Annotated in this window: 16 protein-coding genes; 8 read left to right on the top strand and 8 right to left on the bottom strand. The window is 63.9% G+C overall.

The genetic code is table 11. The features are described 5' to 3' along the window. Positions 1 to 5: 5 nt before the first annotated feature. On the top strand, positions 6 to 1679 hold the full coding sequence (gene recN / locus ABIE49_RS10595) for a DNA repair protein RecN (protein WP_192738058.1): 1674 nt from the start codon (positions 6 to 8) through the stop codon (positions 1677 to 1679). A gap of 15 nt (positions 1680 to 1694) precedes the next feature. Further along, a complete protein-coding gene (ligA, locus tag ABIE49_RS10590) occupies positions 1695 to 3848 on the top strand; it encodes an NAD-dependent DNA ligase LigA (RefSeq protein ID WP_192738057.1) in 2154 nt (717 codons plus the stop codon). An 823-nt stretch (positions 3849 to 4671) separates the two neighbouring features. Here the strand turns inward: ligA and ABIE49_RS10585 are convergent. Both ABIE49_RS10585 and ABIE49_RS10580 read right to left on the bottom strand, forming a co-directional pair. Next, entirely contained in the window at positions 4672 to 5955 is a 1284-nt protein-coding gene (locus ABIE49_RS10585; protein WP_192738056.1) for a multidrug effflux MFS transporter, read from the bottom strand. A 256-nt stretch (positions 5956 to 6211) separates the two neighbouring features. After that, complete coding sequence (locus ABIE49_RS10580) at positions 6212 to 8047, bottom strand: aminopeptidase P family protein (protein ID WP_192738055.1); 1836 nt, start codon at positions 8045 to 8047, stop codon at positions 6212 to 6214. 296 nt (positions 8048 to 8343) lie between these two features. On the opposite strand from ABIE49_RS10580, the gene ABIE49_RS10575 reads away from it, so the two are divergent. Further along, positions 8344 to 8526, top strand: a complete 183-nt coding sequence (locus ABIE49_RS10575; RefSeq protein ID WP_502915881.1) for a hypothetical protein — start codon at positions 8344 to 8346, stop codon at positions 8524 to 8526. Between the two features lie 4 nt (positions 8527 to 8530). On the opposite strand, the gene ABIE49_RS10570 is transcribed toward ABIE49_RS10575, so the two are convergent. Beyond that, on the bottom strand, positions 8531 to 9421 hold the full coding sequence (locus ABIE49_RS10570) for a 50S ribosomal protein L11 methyltransferase (RefSeq protein WP_192738053.1): 891 nt from the start codon (positions 9419 to 9421) through the stop codon (positions 8531 to 8533). A gap of 174 nt (positions 9422 to 9595) precedes the next feature. Here ABIE49_RS10570 and ABIE49_RS10565 point away from each other — a divergent pair, with 174 nt between their 5' ends. Both ABIE49_RS10565 and ABIE49_RS10560 read left to right on the top strand, forming a co-directional pair. Further along, positions 9596 to 9760 (top strand): Flp family type IVb pilin, encoded by a 165-nt coding sequence (locus ABIE49_RS10565; RefSeq protein WP_192738052.1) that lies wholly within the window; start codon positions 9596 to 9598, stop codon positions 9758 to 9760. 399 nt (positions 9761 to 10159) lie between these two features. Next, positions 10160 to 10324 (top strand): hypothetical protein, encoded by a 165-nt coding sequence (locus ABIE49_RS10560; protein ID WP_192738051.1) that lies wholly within the window; start codon positions 10160 to 10162, stop codon positions 10322 to 10324. A 41-nt stretch (positions 10325 to 10365) separates the two neighbouring features. On the opposite strand, the gene ABIE49_RS10555 is transcribed toward ABIE49_RS10560, so the two are convergent. Further along, the gene (locus ABIE49_RS10555; RefSeq protein ID WP_192738050.1) at positions 10366 to 11967 is read right to left on the bottom strand and encodes a phytoene desaturase family protein; all 1602 of its coding nucleotides are present in this window, start codon (positions 11965 to 11967) and stop codon (positions 10366 to 10368) included. Between the two features lie 175 nt (positions 11968 to 12142). Between ABIE49_RS10555 and ABIE49_RS10550 the strand changes: the two genes are divergently transcribed. The 3 genes from ABIE49_RS10550 to ABIE49_RS10540 all read left to right on the top strand — a co-directional run bounded on the left by ABIE49_RS10550 (position 12143) and on the right by ABIE49_RS10540 (position 15387). After that, on the top strand, positions 12143 to 14428 hold the full coding sequence (locus tag ABIE49_RS10550; protein WP_502915880.1) for a spermidine synthase: 2286 nt from the start codon (positions 12143 to 12145) through the stop codon (positions 14426 to 14428). A 65-nt stretch (positions 14429 to 14493) separates the two neighbouring features. Further along, the gene (locus ABIE49_RS10545; RefSeq protein ID WP_192738049.1) at positions 14494 to 14919 is read left to right on the top strand and encodes a YeeE/YedE family protein; all 426 of its coding nucleotides are present in this window, start codon (positions 14494 to 14496) and stop codon (positions 14917 to 14919) included. Positions 14920 to 14922: 3 nt separating this feature from the next. Next, on the top strand, positions 14923 to 15387 hold the full coding sequence (locus tag ABIE49_RS10540) for a DUF6691 family protein (RefSeq protein ID WP_192738048.1): 465 nt from the start codon (positions 14923 to 14925) through the stop codon (positions 15385 to 15387). On the opposite strand, the gene ABIE49_RS10535 is transcribed toward ABIE49_RS10540, so the two are convergent. The 4 genes from ABIE49_RS10535 to ABIE49_RS10520 form a co-directional block, all read right to left on the bottom strand. Continuing rightward, entirely contained in the window at positions 15371 to 16174 is an 804-nt protein-coding gene (locus tag ABIE49_RS10535) for a L,D-transpeptidase (protein ID WP_354067452.1), read from the bottom strand. The two genes, ABIE49_RS10540 and ABIE49_RS10535, sit on opposite strands and share 17 nt — an antisense overlap. Positions 16175 to 16385: 211 nt before the next feature. Then, positions 16386 to 17147 (bottom strand): ABC transporter permease, encoded by a 762-nt coding sequence (locus ABIE49_RS10530; RefSeq protein ID WP_192738047.1) that lies wholly within the window; start codon positions 17145 to 17147, stop codon positions 16386 to 16388. Then, positions 17144 to 18067, bottom strand: a complete 924-nt coding sequence (locus ABIE49_RS10525; RefSeq protein WP_192738151.1) for an ABC transporter ATP-binding protein — start codon at positions 18065 to 18067, stop codon at positions 17144 to 17146. The genes ABIE49_RS10530 and ABIE49_RS10525 overlap by 4 nt, the downstream gene beginning before the upstream one ends. A gap of 137 nt (positions 18068 to 18204) precedes the next feature. Next, positions 18205 to 18834, bottom strand: a complete 630-nt coding sequence (locus ABIE49_RS10520) for an OmpA family protein (protein ID WP_354067449.1) — start codon at positions 18832 to 18834, stop codon at positions 18205 to 18207. Positions 18835 to 19833: the final 999 nt, after the last annotated feature.

The following is a 19833-nucleotide window of genomic DNA, read 5'->3' as shown; positions in this document are numbered from 1 at the left end:
CTGGCATGCTGGCCCGTCTGTCGATCCGTGACATCGTCCTGATCGAACGGCTCGATATCGAGTTTTCCCGTGGCCTCGCGGTGCTGACCGGGGAGACCGGCGCGGGCAAATCCATCCTGCTCGATGCTTTCGCGCTGGCGCTCGGCGGCCGCGGCGACGCCGGGTTGGTCCGCCATGGCGTGGAGCAGGGACAGGTCACCGCCACCTTCGATGTGCCCAAGGGCCATCCGGCCGCAAAGATCCTTTCCGAAAACGGCCTCGACGATACCGGGGAAATGATTCTGCGCCGCGTGCAGCTCGCCGACGGGCGCACCCGCGCCTTCATCAACGACCAGTCGATCAGCGTGCAGACGCTCAAGGCCGTTGGTGCTGCATTGGTCGAGATCCACGGCCAGCACGACGAACGTGCGCTGGTGGATGCCTCGACCCACCGGCAACTGCTCGACGCCTTCGCCGGGCTCGAAAAAGACGTGACCGCGCTGGAAACGTTGTGGGATATCAGGCGCACCACCAACACGGCGCTCGACGCCCATCGCGCCGGCATGGAGCGCGCCGCCCGCGAAGCCGACTACCTCCGCCACGCCTCCGACGAATTGAAAGCGCTGCGGCCCAGGGAAGGCGAGGAAACCGAGCTCGCCGAACGCCGCACCACGATGATGCAGGGCGAAAAGATCGCCAGCGATCTGCGCGAGGCGCAGGAGGCCGTCGGCGGCAACCATTCGCCGGTCCCGGCGCTGGCGGCCGCGGTGCGGCGGCTGGAGCGCCGCGCCGCCAATTCGCCGGCGCTGGTCGAGCCCGCGGTCAAAGCGATCGATATTGCGATCAACGCGCTGGAGGAGGCCGATCAGCATCTCAGCGCCGCACTGATTGCCGCCGATTTCGATCCCGCCGAGCTGGAGCGGATCGAGGAGCGGCTGTTCGCGCTCCGCGCCGCCTCGCGCAAATATTCGACGCCGGTCGAGGGGCTGGCGGCGCTGGCCGCGAAATATGCCTCCGACGTGGCGCTGATCGATGCCGGCGCGGACCAATTGAAGAAGCTGGAAGCCGCCGCTGATGAAGCCGACAAGCGCTATGCCGCGGCAGCAACCAAACTCTCCGCCGCCCGCACCAAATCGTCGGAAAAGCTCAACAAGGCCGTCAACGCCGAACTGGCGCCGCTAAAACTCGAACGTGCAAAATTCATGGCGCAGGTCGAGACCGACGCCGCATCGCCGGGCCCGCAGGGCATCGATCGTATCGAGTTCTGGGTCCAGACCAATCCCGGCACCAAGCCCGGGCCGATGATGAAGGTCGCCTCCGGCGGCGAGCTGTCGCGCTTCTTGCTGGCGCTCAAGGTGGTGCTGTCCGACCGCGGCTCGGCGCCCACGCTGGTGTTCGACGAAATCGATACCGGCGTCGGCGGCGCGGTGGCGGACGCCATCGGCGCCCGGCTGGCGCGGCTTGCCGGCAAGGTCCAGGTGATGGCGGTGACGCACGCGCCGCAGGTCGCCGCGAGAGCCAACCATCACCTGCTGATTTCCAAGGACGCGATGGACAAGGGCAAACGCGTCGCCACCCGCGTCAACGCGCTCGCCGCCGACCACCGCCGCGAGGAAATCGCCCGCATGCTGGCAGGCGCGGAAATTACGGCGGAGGCGAGGGCCGCGGCGGACCGGCTGCTCCGCGCGGCGACGGCGTGAAGGCGGCGTGGTGCGATGGCTGTGAAAGCAAAGAAGCCGCTCGTTGACGTCGCCAAGCTGACCAAGGCCCAGGCCAAGGTCGAGCTGATGCGGCTGGCACTGGAAATCGAGGCGCATAACGAGCGCTACTATCAGAAGGATGCGCCGACCGTTTCGGATGCCGCTTATGACGCGCTGCGTCAGCGGCTGGAGGCGATCGAGGCGAAGTATCCCGATCTGGTCACGACGGATTCGCCGTCGCAAAAAGTCGGCGCCGCGCCGGCGCGCGGCTTTGCAAAAGTGCAGCACGCCGTTCCCATGCTGTCGCTCGGCAACGCCTTCAGCGACGAGGACGTCACCGAATTCGTCGATCGCGTCAGGCGCTTTCTCAAGCTCGATGCCGACCACATTCCGGCGCTGGTTGCCGAGCCGAAGATCGACGGCCTGTCGCTGTCGCTGCGCTACGAGAACGGCGAACTGGTCCGCGCCGCGACCCGTGGCGACGGTTTTACCGGCGAGGACGTCACCGCCAATGTTCGCACCATCAAGGATATTCCGCACACGTTGAAGGGCCGCAACATTCCGGCGGCCTGCGAAATGCGCGGCGAAGTCTACATGCTCAAGAAGGATTTTCTCGAGCTGAACAAGAAGCAGGCGGAAGCTGACGATACGGTGTTCGCCAATCCGCGCAATTCGGCGGCGGGCTCGCTGCGCCAGAAGGATGTTTCGATCACCGCGTCGCGGCCGCTGAAATTCTTTGCCTATACCTGGGGTGAGATGAGCGAGCGGCCGGCCGATACGCAGCACGGCATGCTGGAGTGGATGGACAAAGCCGGCTTTGTCGTCAACCCGCGGACCGAGCTTTGCAAGAACGTCGATGACGTTCTCAAATTCTACAGCAAGATCGGCGAGGAGCGCGCCACGCTCGGATATGACATCGACGGCGTGGTCTACAAGGTCGACCGGCTCGACTGGCAGGAGCGCCTCGGCTTCGTGTCGCGCAACCCGCGCTGGGCGATCGCGCACAAATTCGCGGCCGAGCAGGCCACCACGATCCTCAACGGCATCGACATCCAGGTCGGCCGCACCGGCGCGCTGACGCCGGTGGCGCGGCTCGAACCGGTCACGGTCGGCGGTGTCGTCGTTTCCAACGCGACGCTGCACAATGAGGATTACATCAAGGGCATCGGCAACGACGGCAATCCGATCCGCGACGGCGTCGACCTGCGCATTGGCGACACCGTCGTCGTTCAGCGCGCCGGCGATGTGATCCCGCAGGTCGTCAGCGTCGTCATGGACAAGCGGCCGAAGAACGCAAAGTCGTACAAATTTCCGGAGGTTTGTCCGGTGTGCGGCAGCCATGCGGTACGCGAGGAAGACGAGGCGGTGCGGCGCTGCACCGGCGCCCTGATCTGCCCGGCGCAGGCGACAGAGCGGCTGAAGCATTTCGTCTCACGGCTCGCGTTCGACATCGACGGCCTCGGCGACAAGCAGATCCAGGAATTTTACGAAGACGGCCTCGTGATGTCGCCGGTCGACATCTTCACGCTGCAGAAGCGCGATGCCCGCTCCACCAGCAAGCTGATGCAACGCGAGGGCTATGGCGAGACCTCGGTGCGCAATCTGTTCAACGCGATCGACGCCCGCCGCAGCATCGACCTGCATCGCCTGATCTTTGCGCTCGGTATCCGCCATGTCGGCGAAGGCAACGCCAAATTGCTGGCGCGGCACTATCACACGATCGATAATTTTCGCGAGGCGATGCTGGCGGCCGCCAAGGGAACGATGGATGACGAGAACACCACCGAGGCCTATCAGGACCTCAACAATATCGGCGGTATCGGCGAGATCGTGGCTGACGCCGTGGTCGAGTTCTTTGCCGAACCGCGCAATGTGAAGGCGCTCGGCGAGCTCCTGCGCGAGATCGAGGTGAAGGCGGCCGAACGGCCGCGAAAGAGCTCGCCGGTGTCAGACAAGACCGTGGTGTTCACGGGCTCGCTGACCAAGTTCACCCGCGACGAAGCCAAGGCAGTGGCGGAACGGCTCGGCGCCAAGGTCGCGGGCTCGGTGTCGAAGAAGACGGACTATGTCGTCGCCGGCGAGGATGCGGGGTCGAAGCTGACAAAGGCGCGCGAGCTTGGCGTGGCCGTGCTGACGGAAGACGAGTGGCTGACGTTGATCGGGGAGTGACAGCTTGATTTGGATGTCGTCCTCTCCGCGTCATTGCGAGCGGAGCGAAGCAATTCACATTGCCCCAAGCCGCGCTATGGATTGCTTCGCGGAGCCTGTCATCGGGGTGCGCATTCGCGCGACCCGTTGGCTCGCAATGACGGTTAAGTGCGTCAAAACGACCCGACGGGCAAATCAGTTCTGAATTACGGAAATCGCGTCAAGTAGAAAAATTCTGTAAATCAAAAATATTTCTGTTGTCGGCCAGCCCAAATCAGTGCGCATCTATCGCCATCCCGTCCTACTCAGAAGGGCGTCGGCCGTCGTCACGGACGTTGGACGGGTTGCGGCGGACGCTTGTTTACGCTGAGACGACCGCGTGGATAAGCGTACGGCAAAACCGTGTGGTCCTGGCGCCCGTTGCAGGCGTCAAGCTGTCGGAGAAGCGCAAGCGGAACCGGCAGCGACGGAGTCAACCAAGAACTCGTCTCCGGGGAGATCACGGCATAAGCCGTAAAGCCATTGCGCAGGGAAGGCCGGGTGTTCTCCGCTGCCCTGTATGCTCGTGTGCAGCCTTTTTAGTGCAAACCGCACACGGGACCGCGGGTGCAGCGCGCACCCGGTCTTCCCTGCGCCCTCATTTTCGGGGCAAGGAAATTTCTGGCAAAGCTCGGACGCAATGCGCCGCGAGAACGCTAACTCATATTCGGTGTCATCGCCCGGCTTGACCGGGCGACCCAGTATTCCAGAGACGTCAATGATAGAACCGAGAAGCCGCGGCGTACTGGGTCCCCCGCTTTCGCGGAGGACGACAGTAGCGTTCGTCGAGTCATCCCGCATCACCTCACAACATCCCCTGATCTTTCTCCTCCGCCTTCTCGATCAGTTTCTCGCTCACGATCACCTTCCTTCGCGGCACGATGAAGATCATCGTCGAGGCACAGGCGATCGAGATCGCAAAAATCGCAGCCGTCAGCGGCAGCGTCGTGGCGGAATGGCCGCCGAGATAGGCGCCGAATTGCGACACCAGCGAGCCGATCCCCATCTGCAAAAATCCCATGGCGCCGGATGCGGTGCCGGCGGCTTCGGGGCGGACGCTGAGCGCGCCGGCGGCCGAGTTCGACATCACGAAGGCGTTGGCGAACATCACGATCATCTGGGTGCCGAACAGGATGGCAGGCGCCTGGTTGGTCCCCGCAAGACTCCATGCCAGATTGAGCAGGCTGCCGCCGAGCTGCAGCGCCAGCCCGAACCAGATCAGCTTCTCCAGCTGATAGCGCGGCGCGAAGCGTACGCAGAAGAGATTGCCGACCAGATAGGCGAAGCCGGTCGTCGCAAACCAGGCGCCATATTCGGCGCTGGTGCGGCCCATTTGGGTGACCACGACATAGGGCCCGCCGCCGGCGAAGGCAAAAATGATCTGCGAGGCCAGCACCTGGCACAGGGCGTAGCCGATGAACGCCCGCGACGTGATCAGGCCGCCGACATCGCGGCGAAAGCTGCTGCCGGCGGCGCGCTCGCGGCGGGTTTCCGGCAACATGAACGCGATGCCCACCGTGATCGTCAGCGATGCTGCCGTGATCAGATAGAAGATCGCGCGCCAGCCGAACGCGGTTTCCAGCAGGCCGCCGGTCAGCGGGCTCAGCATCTGCGCGATCATCATGACCGCGATGACGAGGCTGATCATGGAGCTGATGCGCTCGCGGCTGTAGAGATCGCGGATGATGGCGCGGCTGACCACCATGCCGGTGGCGCCGCCAAGCGCCTGCAAAAAGCGCGCGGCGATCAGTTGCGGCAGGGTTTCGGCGAAGATGCAGCCCACGCTGGCTGTGACCATCAAAGCGAGCCCGCACAGCAGCACCGGGCGGCGCCCGAAGCGGTCCGACAGAGGCCCCATGATGATCTGCGAGCAGGCGATGCCGACCATGAACAGCGACACCGTCATCTGCGCGATCGAAATGTCGCGCCCGAACGTCGTCGCCAGCACGGGCAGCGCCGGCACCAGCAAGTACAGCGAGATCGGCGCGACGCCCGTCATCGCGACGAGCATCAGCAGCATGATCTTCGACGTCGCGATGCCGCCGGTGTCGCCAGCAGCGCCGGGCGGCTTGCCCATCACGCCATGCATTCAGGTCCGATCCGTTGTGTGAATTGGACTGTAGCGGGATCGCTCACGGCGAATACGGCCGTTTCGGCATGCGGCTATGCCGGGATCGGGAGGCGGTGCGTTGATGTTTCGTCTCGCGCAACAAACTCAGCTGTCATCATCCGCGAAAGCGGATGATCCAGTATTCCAGAGGCCGGAGTCATATGCGGATGAGCCGCGGCGTACTGGGTCCCCCGCTTTCGCGGAGGACGACAGTCGGAGGGCTCGGGGGCGACTATTAAAGCGGCAGCAGCGCTGCCGTCGCGTCGTCCAGCCACAGCTTGGTCGCGTTGTCATCGAGGTGCGGGCGTACCTCGCGGTTGACGCGCTCGTGGTAGTCGTTCAGCCATTTCAGTTCGGTCGGGCTCAGCATGTGCACGTCGATCAGGCGGCGGTCGATCGGGGCCAGCGTCAGCGTCTCGAACGCGTTGATCGGCTTTTCGGCGCCGGCAACGTCGGTGCCGACGACCAGTTCGAGATTTTCGATCCGGATGCCGTAAGCGTCCGTCTTGTAGTAGCCGGGTTCATTGGACAGGATCATGCCGCGCTTCAGCGGCGTGGTGCCGAGTTTGGAAATCCGCGCCGGGCCCTCATGCACCGACAGATAGCTGCCAACGCCGTGGCCGGTGCCGTGCTCGAAATCGAGACCGGCGGCCCAAAGATATTGCCGCGCGAAGCTGTCGAGCTGGGCGCCGGTGGTGCCGTCGGGGAAGACCGCGCGCGCGATCGCGATATGGCCGCGCAGCACGCGGGTGAAGCGATCGCGCATTTCGTCCGTCGGCTCGCCGATCGCGATGGTGCGGGTGACGTCGGTGGTGCCGTCTTCATATTGCGCGCCGGAATCGATCAGCAGGAGATCGCCGGACGAAATCCGCCGGTTGGTCTTGCGGGTGACGCGGTAGTGCACGATGGCGCCGTTCGGCCCGGTGCCGGCAATGGTCGGAAACGACACGTCCTTCAGGGCGCAGGTCTGGCGGCGGAAGGTCTCCAGCGCCTCCACGGTGTCGATCTCGGTCAGCGCGCCCGACGGCGCCTCGCGGTCGATCCAGGCCAGAAACCGCGTCAGCGCCACCGCGTCGCGCTGATGCGCGGTACGGGTGCCTTCGATCTCGGTGATGTTCTTCACCGCCTTGAGCAGCGCCACGGGATCGCTGCCGCGCACCGGCTTGCCGCCGGCGGAAGCGATCAGGCGGCTCAACGCATCGGCCGCGGTGGCGTTGTCGAGCGCGATCGCGGCGCCCTTGTGCGCGAGTTCGGTCAGCATCGGAGTCAGCGCGGCAGACTCCCGGACATCGGCGGATTGTTCCAGATGGTCGCGCGACAAATTCGAGAGCTTGCGGTGGTCGATGAAGATGGTGGGACGACCGTCCTTCGGCACCAGCGCGTAGGACAACGGCAGCGGCGTATGCGAGACGTCGGCGCCGCGGATGTTGAAGGTCCAGGCCACCGCGTGCGAATCCGACAGCACCAGCGCGTCGACGCCGAGTTTTGCGATCTCCAGCCGGATGCGCTTGAGCTTCTCGGCTTCGATCTCGCCGGAAAACTGCGTGCCGTGAATCGCGACCGGACCGAGCGGCGGGGCGGGGCGTTCGGTCCACACCGCGTCGAGCGGGTTGTTGTCCACCGCGACCAGCTCCGCGCCGGCCTTGGCGCAGGCCGCTGCCAGCCGCTCGGCTGCCGCCGAAGTATGCAGCCATGGGTCAAAACCGAGGCGGTCGCCGGGGCTAAGATGCTTCGCCAGCCAGTGCTCCGGCGGCGGATCGGCCAGCGGCTCGATATGCCAGGCCTTGCGGTCGACCTGCTTGGCGGCCTGCAGCGTGTAGCGGCCGTCGACGAAAACAACGGCTTCCTTGGTCAGGACGGCCGCCATGCCGGCCGACCCGGTGAAGCCGGTAAGCCAGGCCAGCCGCTCTTCCGATGCCGGCACATATTCGTTTTGCTGCTGGTCGGCACGGGGAATCACGAATCCCGTCAGCTTGCGCCGCGCCAGTTCCTCGCGGAAGGCGGCCAGCCGTGCCGTCAGGGCTATGCCGCTTTCGGGCTCTTCGAATGTCTGGAAATGGGCTTCGAACATCGCCGGCTCACTAAGGGGTTGGGTGCAGGTCCGCACAACATAGAGCGTTTTCCAGCGAAGTGGACACCGGTTCGCGTCAAGAAAACGCGTCAAACCAAGAATCTAGAGCCCCGTTCCGATTCAATCGGAACGGAGAAGGCTCTAGCCATAATTTGGCATAATCTGTGCTTCAATATCCATGTCCGCGTTAGATCGGGCGGAACGGTTTGCCAGGCAAGCCGTTCACGTGAGGCTACCAGGGGAAATTCCAGGAGTGTTTCATCTCAACGAAGAGGGGATACACGATGCCTGCTTTTATGTTTGAGAAGATCTCGCCGCCCGCCCGCCGCGGCCCGGCCCCTCCGATCGCCAACAAGAAGCAACGCGGCGTCATCGTCCAGATGCTGGACCGGTTCGTGGAGGCGCGCGTCAAACGTACCAAGCAGGAAGAAGAAAAGGGCGTCATTGCCCGCTACAAGCCCCCTGAGCCTCCTGAATGAGTTTCTAGCCCGCGTTGCGCAGCAGCAGGCTGCTCCAGCCTTCTATGCGCAGATGACGCACCGGGACCAGGCCGCGCGCACGATAGGCTGCTATCACCGAAGCCGCCTGGGGCGTCAGCAGTCCCGACAGGATAACCAGCGCCGATGGTGCCAGATGCCGCGCCATCGGCGTTGCCAATTGCCGCAACGGATTGGCCAGGATATTCGCCAGCACCAGATCGAACGGGCCGGCCTGCGCGAATTGCGGCGCCGAGAAGCCGGTGGCAGGGATCGCCTGCACCAGGTGCCCGGCTTCGTTCAGCCGGGCGTTTTCCTGCGCCACCCGCACCGAGAGCGGATCGATGTCGCTGGCCAGCACGTTCTCCTGCAGCGCCTTGGCCGCGGCGATCGCCAGCACGCCGGTGCCGGTGCCGAGGTCGAGCACGCGCCGCGGCCGGTACGCTTTGAGGACATGATCGAGCAGCAGCAGGCAGCCGCGCGTGGTGCCGTGGTGGCCGGTGCCGAACGCCAGCGCCGCCTCGATCTCGATGCCGATCTTGTTGGACGGCACGCGCGCGCGGTCGTGGTGGCCGTGCACGACGAAACGCCCGGCGGGGACCGGGACGAGGTCCTCGAGCGTGGCCTTGACCCAGTCCTTGGCCTCGACCGTGTCGAACACGATCGTTTTCGCGGCTTCCTCGCCGGCGGCGTTGGTCACGAGCTGGCGCACCAGCGCCTGATCCGGCGCGACGGCAAAATGCACGCTGACATCCCAGCGGCCGCCCGGACCCTCAAACGCGGCGATGGCGGCCTGCCCCTCAAAAAAGACTTCGGTAAGTATATCGACGACAAGTTTGGCGGCGGTCTCAGTGCCGACCGCGAAGGCCGCACGGGAGGTAGCAGGGGTGGAGGTCATTGGGGAACCACGAGAAAACAGCGGAAAGCTCAAACTTGAGCAAATTTCGGTACATAATATCGCGAAAAATTACGCCTAGGCGATTAGATCAATTTAGATTTTTACCCGTAGTTCCAAAGGCAGGAACCCGGGGGGCCCTGGTTCCGTGTTTACGACAACCGAGGTTGAACCGCCATGAAGTCTCTCATTTTGTCGTTTTTCAAGGACGAAACAGGTGCCACGGCGATCGAATACGGCCTGATCGCCGCCGGAATTGCGATTGCGATCATCACGGCTGTGCAGGGCGTTGGCACCAAGCTCAGCGGCAACTTTGATAGCATCAGCACATCGTTGAAGTAACCCGACGCAACTGCCGGCACAATCGGCAGCACGTCTACCAACTTTTCCGGACCGGGCGCTTGGCGGCGTCCGGTCTTTTTCATTCAATTCAATTGCAAGCTAGCGCAGCCCGAACTTGTCGCGCTTCGAGACGCGGCGGGCATTGGCCGTGCCTGCGCACAGCCTATCGGCCCTTAACGCAACGCCCATCCACAAGGTCATGCACCGGAACATTCACCGGTCATCCACACCTTGTCCACCGCGAGGCGATCGCAATTTTCAAGGCTTGTTAGCCAATTCACCGCCGATTCACAGCGTTTGCTGATCGACGCTGCGTCGGGGGATGCGGGAACCGGGCGTTAAATGGCGCATGCCAGGATCGCTGCCGTAAATAAGAATATTAACAAGGGAGGAATTGAAATGGCCAGGATTACGGCAGTTATTGCAGTCATGTGCGCCGTGTGCGCGTTCGTCAGCTATCCGTCGGCTGAAGAGCGACGTCAGTCCGCGATGGAGACGATCTCGCCGCTGGCGATGGCGCAGACCGCGCGGGTGCTTCCGACCGAAGCCTACGACGCCATCTAACCACCGAGCAGGGCGCGGCACCGCTAACGGAGTTGCGCCCCTCAACCAAACAGCGCGCGGTGATCGCCGAGGATCGTCTTGGCGGCGTTGTGGCCGGGGGCGCCGGTGACGCCGCCGCCGGGATGGGCGCCCGAGCCGCAATGGTAGAGGCCCTTCAGCGGCCCGCGGTAATCGGCATGGCCCAGCATCGGCCGCGCCGAGAACAGCTGGTTCAGCGTCAGCGCGCCGTGAAAGATGTCGCCGCCGAGCAGGCCGAACTGGCGCTCCAGATCGAGCGGCGACAGCACCTGTCGGCCGACGACGCTTCCCGCAAAGCCCGGCGCATATTTGTCCACCGTCGCGATCATCAGGTCGGCCACTTCCTCAGCGTAGTCATCCCACGATTTTCCGTCCGGCAATTGCGGCGCGACGTGCTGGCAGAACAGGCTCGCGACATGCTGGCCGGGCGGGCAGAGCGAATCATCGAGCGTCGAGGGGATCAGCAGCTCGACCACCGGCTCGCGGCTCCAGCCACGCTCGCGGGCGTCCTGCCAGGCGCGGTCCATGTAATCGAGACTGGGGGCGAGGATGATACCGGCCGTGAGATGATCGCCTTCGCCCGGCAGCGCCGTGAACGAGGGCAGGGCGCTCAGCGCCACATTCATCCGGAAGGTGCCGGAGCCGTTGCGCCAGTGGGTGATGCGATCGAGGAATTCCGGCGCCAGCGCTTCTCGTGGCACGAGGCGCGTGTAGAGCAATTTCGGATTGACGCCGGAGACGACGTATTTCGCGCGCACGGTTTCGCCATTGTCGAGGATGACACCAACCGCGCGGCCGCCTTCGACAATCACCTCGCGCACGCCGGCATCGAGTTCGATGTCGGCGCCATGGCCGCGCGCCGCGTGCGCCATCGCCTGCGTGATCGCGCCCATGCCGCCGATGGCGTGGCCCCACACGCCCTTTTTGCCGTTCACCTCGCCGAACGCATGGTGCAGCATCACGTAAGCGGAGCCCGCCGCGTAGGGGCTGGCGTAATTGCCGACGATGGCGTCGAAGCCGAACAGCGCTTTTACGAGGTCGCTCTCGAAGCGTTCGTCCAGCATTTCGCCGGCCGAGCGCGTGAACAGATCGAGCAGGCTGCGCTGCTGTTCCAGCGACAGCTTTTTCAGGATACTGGCGGTGCCGAGCGCGTTAAAAGTCTCGCGGATCGCGCCGATGCTGAAGCCTTCGACGATGTTCGGCGGGGCGCGTAGCACCAGTTGCCGCAATACATCCGCAATTCCCTCCAGCTCGTGCGCGAACGCATCGAAGCGATCGGCGTCGCGCGGGCTCAACCTGGTGACTGAATCCCGGGTGCGGCCTTCGCCGGTGAGGAGATAGCTGCCATCGGGCGCGGGCAGGAAATTCTGCGCGCGGCGTTCAACGATGCGCAGGCCGTGCTCGGCCAGCTTCAAATCGGCTGATATCTGCGGGTTGAGCAGGCTGACGGTGTAGGCGGCCACCGAATTGCGGAATCCCGGGTGGAATTCCTCGGTCACCGCGGCGCCGCCAACCACCTTGCGGCGCTCCACCAGCTTCACGCGCAGGCCGGCCATCGCGAGATAGGCCGCGCAGGTGAGGCCGTTATGCCCCGCACCGATGATGACGACGTCCGTTTCGTTCATGTGCGCTTCAAGAAGGTTTGATTAAGCCGTGCCGTTGCGCCGCCCCGGCGTCCCCTCAATCCACCATTTTGCGGTTCCTTGCTAGCCTTGTTGCCATATGCTCCATTACCGTCTCTGGCGCTTCCATGCCGGAATTCCGCCCTCCGGCGCCCGCCGGGTCCCTGCCGGAGCTCTGATGAGCCTTTCTGAACCGTCCGCCGCCACGGACCTGTCGTCCGATTCCCGGAACCGGATGGTTCTGGTGGTCTACACCGCGGCGATCTTCGTCAGCGCGCTGCTGCTGTTCTCGGTGCAGCCGCTGTTCACCAAGATGGTGCTGCCGCGGCTCGGCGGCTCGCCGGCGGTGTGGTCGGTGGCGATGGTGTTCTTTCAGTCGCTGCTGCTGGGCGGCTATGCCTATGCGCATTTTCTGATGCAGCTCCGCAACCGCGCCGTCCCTGTGGCCGTGCATCTGGTGCTGCTCGTCGTTGCCATGCTGACGCTGCCGCTGTCGATCTCGAGCGGCTGGGGCGAGCCGCCGAATTCGGGCTATGCGATCTGGCTACTGGGTCTGTTTGCGGTATCGATCGGGCTGCCGTTCTTTGCGCTCGCCGCCAACAACCCGCTGCTGCAGGCCTGGTTCGTCCGCACCGGCCATCCCAGCGGGCCCGATCCTTACTTTCTCTATGCGTCCTCCAACATCGGCAGTTTCCTGGCGCTGTTGTCCTATCCGGTGCTGCTGGAGCCGATGTTTACGCTCCGCGCGCAAAACCTGCTCTGGACCGGCGGCTATGGCCTGCTGATCGTGCTGATCGCAAGCTGCGCAATATTGCTGCTGCGTTCGCCGGCCAATGCGGCTGACCTGAACATGCCGGCCGACGATGCGGATGCGCCGGCGCCGTCATGGACGACGCGCGCGCGCTGGATTTTCCTCGCGGCGGTGCCGTCGGGTCTGCTGATCGCGGTGACCGCGCATATCTCCACCGACGTCGCCGCGGCTCCTCTGTTATGGGTGCTGCCGCTGTCGCTGTATCTGTTGACCTGGGTGCTGGTGTTCCAGTCGCGGCCGCTGCTGCCGCACAAATGGATGTTGCTGGCGCAGCCGCTGGCGATCGCCGGCGTCGTCGTGCTGCTTGCCTTCGGCGGCGAGCAGAATTTGCTGCTCACGCTCGGCGGGCATCAACTGTGCTTCTTCGTCATCGCGATGGCCTGCCATGGCGAACTGGCCCGGACGCGGCCGGCCGCCAAGTATCTCACCGGCTTCTATGTCGCGCTGTCGTTCGGCGGCATGGTCGGCGGCCTCTTCGCAGGCCTGATCGCCCCCTTCACCTTTTCCTGGATCGCCGAATACCCGATCCTGCTGGCACTGGCGGCGTTGTGCCGGCCGACGGGAAACGAACGGTTGCCACGCTGGAGCGCCTGGTACTGGCCGTTCCTCGCCGTACTGGCCGTGGCGTTGATCGCGCCGTCCTGGTCACCTGGCACGGTCATGCACTGGCTCGACGAGCGCCGGGTCTGGATGATCGGCGCGGTCGGCGTGCTGTCGGCATTGCTGGCGCTTGGGCTGAACGCCAGCCGCTGGAAGATCTTCGCGACCGTGGTGGTGGCGCTGGTGCTGCTGCGCGCTTATCCCTCCGACGACGGCCGGGTGGAAACCGTGCGCAGCTTCTTCGGCGTCCACAAGATCGTGGTGACGTCGAACGGCCAGTATCATGTGCTGATGCACGGCACCACGATCCACGGCGCCGAAAAATTCAAGAACGATGACGGCACGCCAGTGACCGGTCGGCCCGAGCCGATCACCTACTACCACAAGGACGGCGGCATCGGTCAGGCGATCACGGCGGTGCGCGAGCGGAAAGGGGCCGCGCTGCGGGTTGCTGTGATCGGGCTTGGCTCCGGCACGCTGACCTGCGCCTCGTTGCCGGGCGAGGACTGGAAGTTCTTCGAGATCGACCAGACGATGGTCGATACCGCGCGCGATCCGAAATATTTCACCTATATCAGCAAGTGCGAGCCGGACCTGAAGCCGGTGATCGGCGATGCGCGGCTGACCTTCGCGCGCGAGCCGAACGGTGTCTACGACCTGATCATCGTCGACGCTTATTCGTCGGATGCGATACCGATTCATCTGGCGACCGAAGAGGCGATGGAGATCTACAAGGAAAAGCTGGCGCCGCAGGGCGTGGTCGCGATGCACGTCTCCAACCGGCATCTCGAACTCTCCAGCGTCGTGGTCGGCATTGCGGATGCCAACGACCTGAAGAGCTGGGTCTACAGCGAGGATTCCGGCCGCGACGCTGAATACATCTTCTCCACCTCGGTGGTGGTGTCGGCGCGGCACGAGGCCGATGTCGGCGCGCTCGCGTCATCGGACAAATGGGCCGAGACCGAAGCCGAAGACCACCAGCGGGTCTGGACCGACGACTATTCCAACGTGCTGGGCGCCGTTTGGCGCCGGATGCGTGACGGCGACCAATAGGCCCATTGCGATAATTCGTTGCGGGTTTATGGTTCGGCGCGCTCGCAAGACCAATGGAATTCGTCATGGCCAATTTCACCCCTGTGTCGGCTGCGATCGGCGGCGCGCTGATCGGCCTTTCCGCCGTGCTGTTGATGTTGCTGACCGGCCGGATCGCCGGCATCAGCGGCATCTTCGCGGGGCTCCTGAATATCAGGAGCGAGGACAAGGCCTGGCGCATCGCCTTCATCGCGGGGCTGATGCTGGTTCCCGTTGTCGCCGGATGGATCGGCTACGGCATGGCGCCGCCCAAGCTGCCGGCCAGCTGGGCCGTCATCGTTGCGGCGGGGCTATTGGTTGGTTTCGGCACGCGGCTCGGCGGCGGCTGTACCTCAGGCCACGGCATTTGCGGGATTGGACGGCTGTCGCCGCGCTCGATCGTGGCGACCATCGTCTTCATGGTGACGGCGGTGATCACCGTGGCCGTCACCCGTCACCTGCTGGGAGGCTGAGTCATGGAAATCATATCGCGGATCATCGCGCCGTTGTTGTGTGGCCTGATCTTCGGAACCGGCTTGCTCGTCTCGGGAATGGTGCAGCCGACCAAGGTGCTCGCATTCCTCGATATCTTTGGCGGGTGGGATCCAAGCCTCGCCGTGGTGATGGCGGCGGCATTGGCTGTCGCCACTCCCGGCTTCATGCTGGCAAGACAGCGCGCGCGGCCGGTGCTGGCCGCGCAGTATTTCTGGCCGGGCAAATCCGACATCGATGCGCCGCTGGTGCTGGGCGCAGGAATGTTCGGAGCAGGATGGGGTCTCGTCGGATTGTGCCCGGGGCCGGCGCTGGAGAGCCTGGCGACGCTGTCGCCGGGCGTGGTTGTGTTCGTCGTGGCGATGGCAAGCGGGATGCTGCTTCACGACACATGGCAGGCGTCACGACCACCCTTGCAAGGACATGTCTCGGTCAATCCTGATAGGTGAACAGTCCGCGCCGCTGGTAATATGGCTGCGGCTGCGGCTGGTAATAGCCCTGCGGCGTCGGCGCGTAGCCGCGGTTGTCATAATATTGTTGCTGCGGCTGCGGATAGGCCTGTGCGCCGTAGAGCCGGCGGTCGCGCGGCGCCGGATAACGCGCCTCGCTGGAACTGCCGTCGGCCGGATAGATGTAGCCGTCGTCGGTTCGCCCCTGCTGCGCCATACCAGCCTGCGGCGCCATGCCGGGCTGCGGCGTGATCACGACTGGATCACCAGCGGCGTTGGATTGCTGCTCATATTGCTGCGGCGGAGCACGGCGCGCGACGGCGTTGGTGCGCGGCCGCGGATTGCGCGCCAAGGCGACCTGGGATGAGCCGGTCAGCGTCACCGTGGTGTTGAGCACGCCCTGCTCCTGCACCAGCGCATAGAGCTTCGCGGCGTTGTCGCGCGACAGCCGCACGCAGCCATGCGAAGCCGGAGAGCCGAGCCGGTTGACGGAATCGGTGCCGTGAATGGCGTGGCCGACCTTCGTGAAGAAGATCGAGTGCGGCATCGGCGCTTCGTCGAATTCCTTGGAATAATGATCCGCTTCCATGCGGAAGGCGCGGAAGCTGCCGTTCGGCGTTTCATAGGAGGGAAGTCCGCTCGACACCGGCCAGCGATAGCGCTCGACGCCATCGACGGCGACGGTCATCTGCTGGCTATCCTTGTCGACGGTGATGGCGACTTTGGCCTGCGCGGCGCTGGTCATGAACAGCATCAGGCCGGTGACGGCAACGAGGAAGGAACGCAATTTCACTTTGGCCTCCAGGCCGTTTTACCGCAGCGCCATGAATGCAAGCGAAGCGGCTCTCCGTCCCCCGGCATCCAATATGCCCGGAATCCGGTCGCCGTTCCAGCGGCCTGCGGACCCATCGTTAATGCGCCCCACGGCGCAAACAAGGCGGAGAGGGGGCTGAATCACGCTGATAGTGCTGACTTTTTCGCGAGCGGACGGGGGTCCGTCAATTCTTGAGCCGGTACCCCGTCCTGAAGATCCACCACACCATCACCATGCACACCGCCAGGAAGCCCAGCGTCATGCCGAGGCTCAGGGCGACGCTGACGTCGGCGATTTCGTAAAAACTCCAGCGGAAACCCGAGATCAGATAGACCACCGGATTGAGCAGCGTGATGGTGCGCCAGCCTGATGGCAGCATGCTCACCGAATAGAAGCTGCCGCCGAGGAAGGTCAGCGGCGTCACCACCAGCATCGGGATCATCTGCAGCTTTTCGAAACCGTCGGCCCAGATGCCGATGATGAAGCCGAACAGGCTGAAGGTCACCGCCGTCAGCACCAGGAAGGTCAGCATCCACCAGGGATGCATGATGTGCAGCGGCACGAACAGCGCGGCGGTGGCGAGGATGATCAGGCCGAGGATGATCGATTTGGTGGCGGCGGCGCCGACATAGCCCAGCACGATCTCGAAATACGACACCGGCGCCGACAGCAGTTCATAGATCGTGCCGACGAATTTCGGGAAGTAGATGCCGAACGAGGCGTTGGCGATGCTTTGCGTCAGGACCGACAGCATCACCAGCCCCGGCACGATGAAGGTGCCGTAGCTGACGCCGTCGACCTCGGTGATGCGTGAGCCGATCGCGGCGCCGAACACCACGAAATACAGCGAGGTGGAAACGACCGGCGAGACGATGCTCTGCAGCAGCGTGCGCCAGGTGCGCGCCATTTCGAACAGGTAGATGGCCTGAACCGCGCGCCAGTTCATGGTGCCCTCACCAGGCTGACGAAGATGTCTTCGAGCGACGATTGCGTGGTGTCGAGGTCGGAGATGCGGATGCCGGCGTTGCGGAGGTCGCTCAAGAGACTGGTGATGCCGGTGCGATCGCCCTTGGTGTCGTAATTATAGGTGATCTCGCGGCCGTCCTCGGACAGTTCGAGATGGTAGGCGGCCAGCGCCTCAGGGATCGCCTCGACCTTGCTCTGCAGATACAGCTTGAGATGCTTCTTGCCGAGTTTTTGCATCAGCCCGGCCTTGTCCTCGACCAGGATGATCTCGCCCTTGTTGATGACGCCGATGCGGTCGGCCATCTCTTCGGCCTCTTCGATGTAATGCGTGGTCAGGATGATGGTGACGCCGGCGACCTGGAGTGCGCGCACCACTTCCCACATGCCCTTGCGCAGTTCGACGTCGACACCCGCGGTCGGCTCGTCCAGGAACAGGATCTGCGGCTCGTGCGACAGCGCCTTCGCAATCATCACACGGCGCTTCATGCCGCCGGACAGCGTGATGATCTTTGAGTCCTTCTTGTCCCACAGCGACAGGTCCTTCAGCACCTTTTCGATATGGGCCGGATTCTTCGGCTTGCCGAACAGGCCTCGGCTGAAGCTGACGGTCGCCCACACGGTTTCAAAGGAGTCGGTGTGCAGTTCCTGCGGCACCAGCCCGATCAGCGAGCGCGCGGCGCGGTAATCCCTGTTGATGTCGTGGCCGTCGACGGTGACGCGGCCTTCGCTTAAGTTCGCGATGCCGCAGATGATTGATATCAGCGTGGTCTTGCCGGCGCCGTTCGGTCCCAGCAGCGCGAAAATCTCGCCGCGACGGATATCCAGGTTGATGCCGTTCAGCGCCTTGAAGCCTGAACCATAGGTCTTGGACAGGTTGGCGACGGAAATGATCGGGGACATGGAGAGCATGGTCGCAGTCTGATCTGAAATTGTGGCACGGCGCTGCGGCCGCGCTAGCGCGGGCGGGGGCAGCGGGAACTTTCAGATAGGAATGCGCTGATCGTTTCGCAATCGGCGAATAGAATTATTATCTCTTGCTACTGCTTTTTCTTGGCCGGCTTTTTCGCGGCCGCGCCTTTTGCCGCCGTGGCTGGCTCGCTTTGCTCGGGCACTTTCGCCAGCGTCATGATCTGCGTCTGCGCATTGACGGGTCCGTTGGGACGGGCGGGATCGAGCAGCTGTTCCTCGCCGAGGCCGACCGACTGCAGCCGCTTTGCCGAGATCTTGAAGGTGTTGACCAGGATGTCGCGGATCGCGTCGGCGCGGCGCTGGCTGAGGAAGACGTTGTGGTCGCGTCGGCCGGTCGATTCGACATGGCCGACGATCAGGAACGTGTAGTTCAGCAGTGCGGAATTGACCAGCGTATCGGCCAGCCGTCCGATGGTCTGATAGGATTCCGGCTTCACGATCGGGGTGTCGGTGTCGAACTGGATGTCGACATTGAAGCTCGGCAGCTTGTTCAGTTCGGGCGCAATCGGCGGCCGCTTGTTCGGCGGCGGCTCGTTCTTGCCCCGTTGTTTCGAGCGCTCGAGGACCTGCTGGCGCAGCGCGGGGATATCCAGCTCCAGCGGCGTTTCCAGCCCGCTGAGCTTGGTTGCGACGTCGTCCTGCGCCCGGTAGCCGACATCGGCGATGGACTTGGTGCATCGCGCGCTCACGGTCGGCAACGCCAGCAGGCAAGCCAGGGATTTGAAGACCTCGCGTCCCTTGCCGCCGCACTTCTTGACGACTTCGAACTCGCATTCCCGCCCGACGGTGGCGCGCGCCGCGATGCGTTTCTGGATCGCATCGAACGCCCGGGGATAATCGGTCTTGCACGCCGCCGACATCACGTCCTGGTTGCGGTAGAGGCACTCCTTCAGGCGGGTGGAGTCGATATTAACGCCGCGGCAATTGGCGGTGATGTCGGGGGCGCAGCTCTTGCCGAGGATGGCGGCCCCTTCGCCAAAGCTGATGGTCTGCGCCGACGCAAGCGACGGCGCCGTGAGCGCAAGGATCAGCAGGATGGATTTGCCCCGGAACATGGTTGCATCTCAACCGATGAATCGACCATTGGTCAAGGGCTTGGGCGACACAATGCTGTTCTGTCATATTGTTCGGTGTCGTCCCGGCCTTGACCTCAGATGCGCAATTGCGCATCGGGGGACCCATACTCCGCGGCGGTCGTTGTTTGCAGATGGTCACTAACGCCGGCGATCTCACCGATGGGCCGCGGCGTGTGGGTCCCGGCGTTCGCCGGGACGACGCGGATATAGTTTCGCGTTCTCGCGGCACATTGCGCCCGAGGTTTGCTATCAAATTCTTCACCCTCAAAAACCAGAGGGCGCAGGGAATGCCGGATGCGCGCTGCACCCGCGGTCTCATGTGCGGTTAGCACAAAGAATGCTGCACATGAGCATACAGGGCAGCGGAGAACATCCGACATTCCCTGCGCAATGGCTTTACGGCTTATGCCGTGCTCTCCCCGGAGACGAGTTCTTGGTTGACTCCGTCACTGCCGTTTCCGCTCACGCTTCTCCGACAGCTTGACGCCTGCAACGGGCGCCAGGACCACACGGTTTTGCCGTACGCTGATCCACGCCGTCGTCAGACGTGAATCAGGCGTCCACCGCGACCCGCCCCTCGTTGTGACGATGGCCAACGCCCCTCTGAGTGGGACGGGATGG

Source organism: Bradyrhizobium sp. OAE829 (assembly GCF_040546575.1).
Lineage (GTDB): Bacteria > Pseudomonadota > Alphaproteobacteria > Rhizobiales > Xanthobacteraceae > Bradyrhizobium.
Note: the sequence above shows the minus strand (reverse complement) of the source record. Positions and strands in the feature narration are given on the sequence as shown.

What these genes read in the sequence shown, in the direction of transcription:
- recN (WP_192738058.1), top strand. Translation starts at nt 6, where the DNA reads ATGCTGGCCCGTCTGTCGATCCGTGACATCGTCCTGATCGAACGGCTC.
- ligA (WP_192738057.1), top strand. Translation starts at nt 1,695, where the DNA reads ATGGCTGTGAAAGCAAAGAAGCCGCTCGTTGACGTCGCCAAGCTGACC.
- ABIE49_RS10585 (WP_192738056.1), bottom strand. Translation starts at nt 5,955, where the DNA reads ATGCATGGCGTGATGGGCAAGCCGCCCGGCGCTGCTGGCGACACCGGC.
- ABIE49_RS10580 (WP_192738055.1), bottom strand. Translation starts at nt 8,047, where the DNA reads ATGTTCGAAGCCCATTTCCAGACATTCGAAGAGCCCGAAAGCGGCATA.
- ABIE49_RS10575 (WP_502915881.1), top strand. Translation starts at nt 8,344, where the DNA reads ATGTTTGAGAAGATCTCGCCGCCCGCCCGCCGCGGCCCGGCCCCTCCG.
- ABIE49_RS10570 (WP_192738053.1), bottom strand. Translation starts at nt 9,421, where the DNA reads ATGACCTCCACCCCTGCTACCTCCCGTGCGGCCTTCGCGGTCGGCACT.
- ABIE49_RS10565 (WP_192738052.1), top strand. Translation starts at nt 9,596, where the DNA reads ATGAAGTCTCTCATTTTGTCGTTTTTCAAGGACGAAACAGGTGCCACG.
- ABIE49_RS10560 (WP_192738051.1), top strand. Translation starts at nt 10,160, where the DNA reads ATGGCCAGGATTACGGCAGTTATTGCAGTCATGTGCGCCGTGTGCGCG.
- ABIE49_RS10555 (WP_192738050.1), bottom strand. Translation starts at nt 11,967, where the DNA reads ATGAACGAAACGGACGTCGTCATCATCGGTGCGGGGCATAACGGCCTC.
- ABIE49_RS10550 (WP_502915880.1), top strand. Translation starts at nt 12,143, where the DNA reads ATGAGCCTTTCTGAACCGTCCGCCGCCACGGACCTGTCGTCCGATTCC.
- ABIE49_RS10545 (WP_192738049.1), top strand. Translation starts at nt 14,494, where the DNA reads ATGGCCAATTTCACCCCTGTGTCGGCTGCGATCGGCGGCGCGCTGATC.
- ABIE49_RS10540 (WP_192738048.1), top strand. Translation starts at nt 14,923, where the DNA reads ATGGAAATCATATCGCGGATCATCGCGCCGTTGTTGTGTGGCCTGATC.
- ABIE49_RS10530 (WP_192738047.1), bottom strand. Translation starts at nt 17,147, where the DNA reads ATGAACTGGCGCGCGGTTCAGGCCATCTACCTGTTCGAAATGGCGCGC.
- ABIE49_RS10525 (WP_192738151.1), bottom strand. Translation starts at nt 18,067, where the DNA reads ATGTCCCCGATCATTTCCGTCGCCAACCTGTCCAAGACCTATGGTTCA.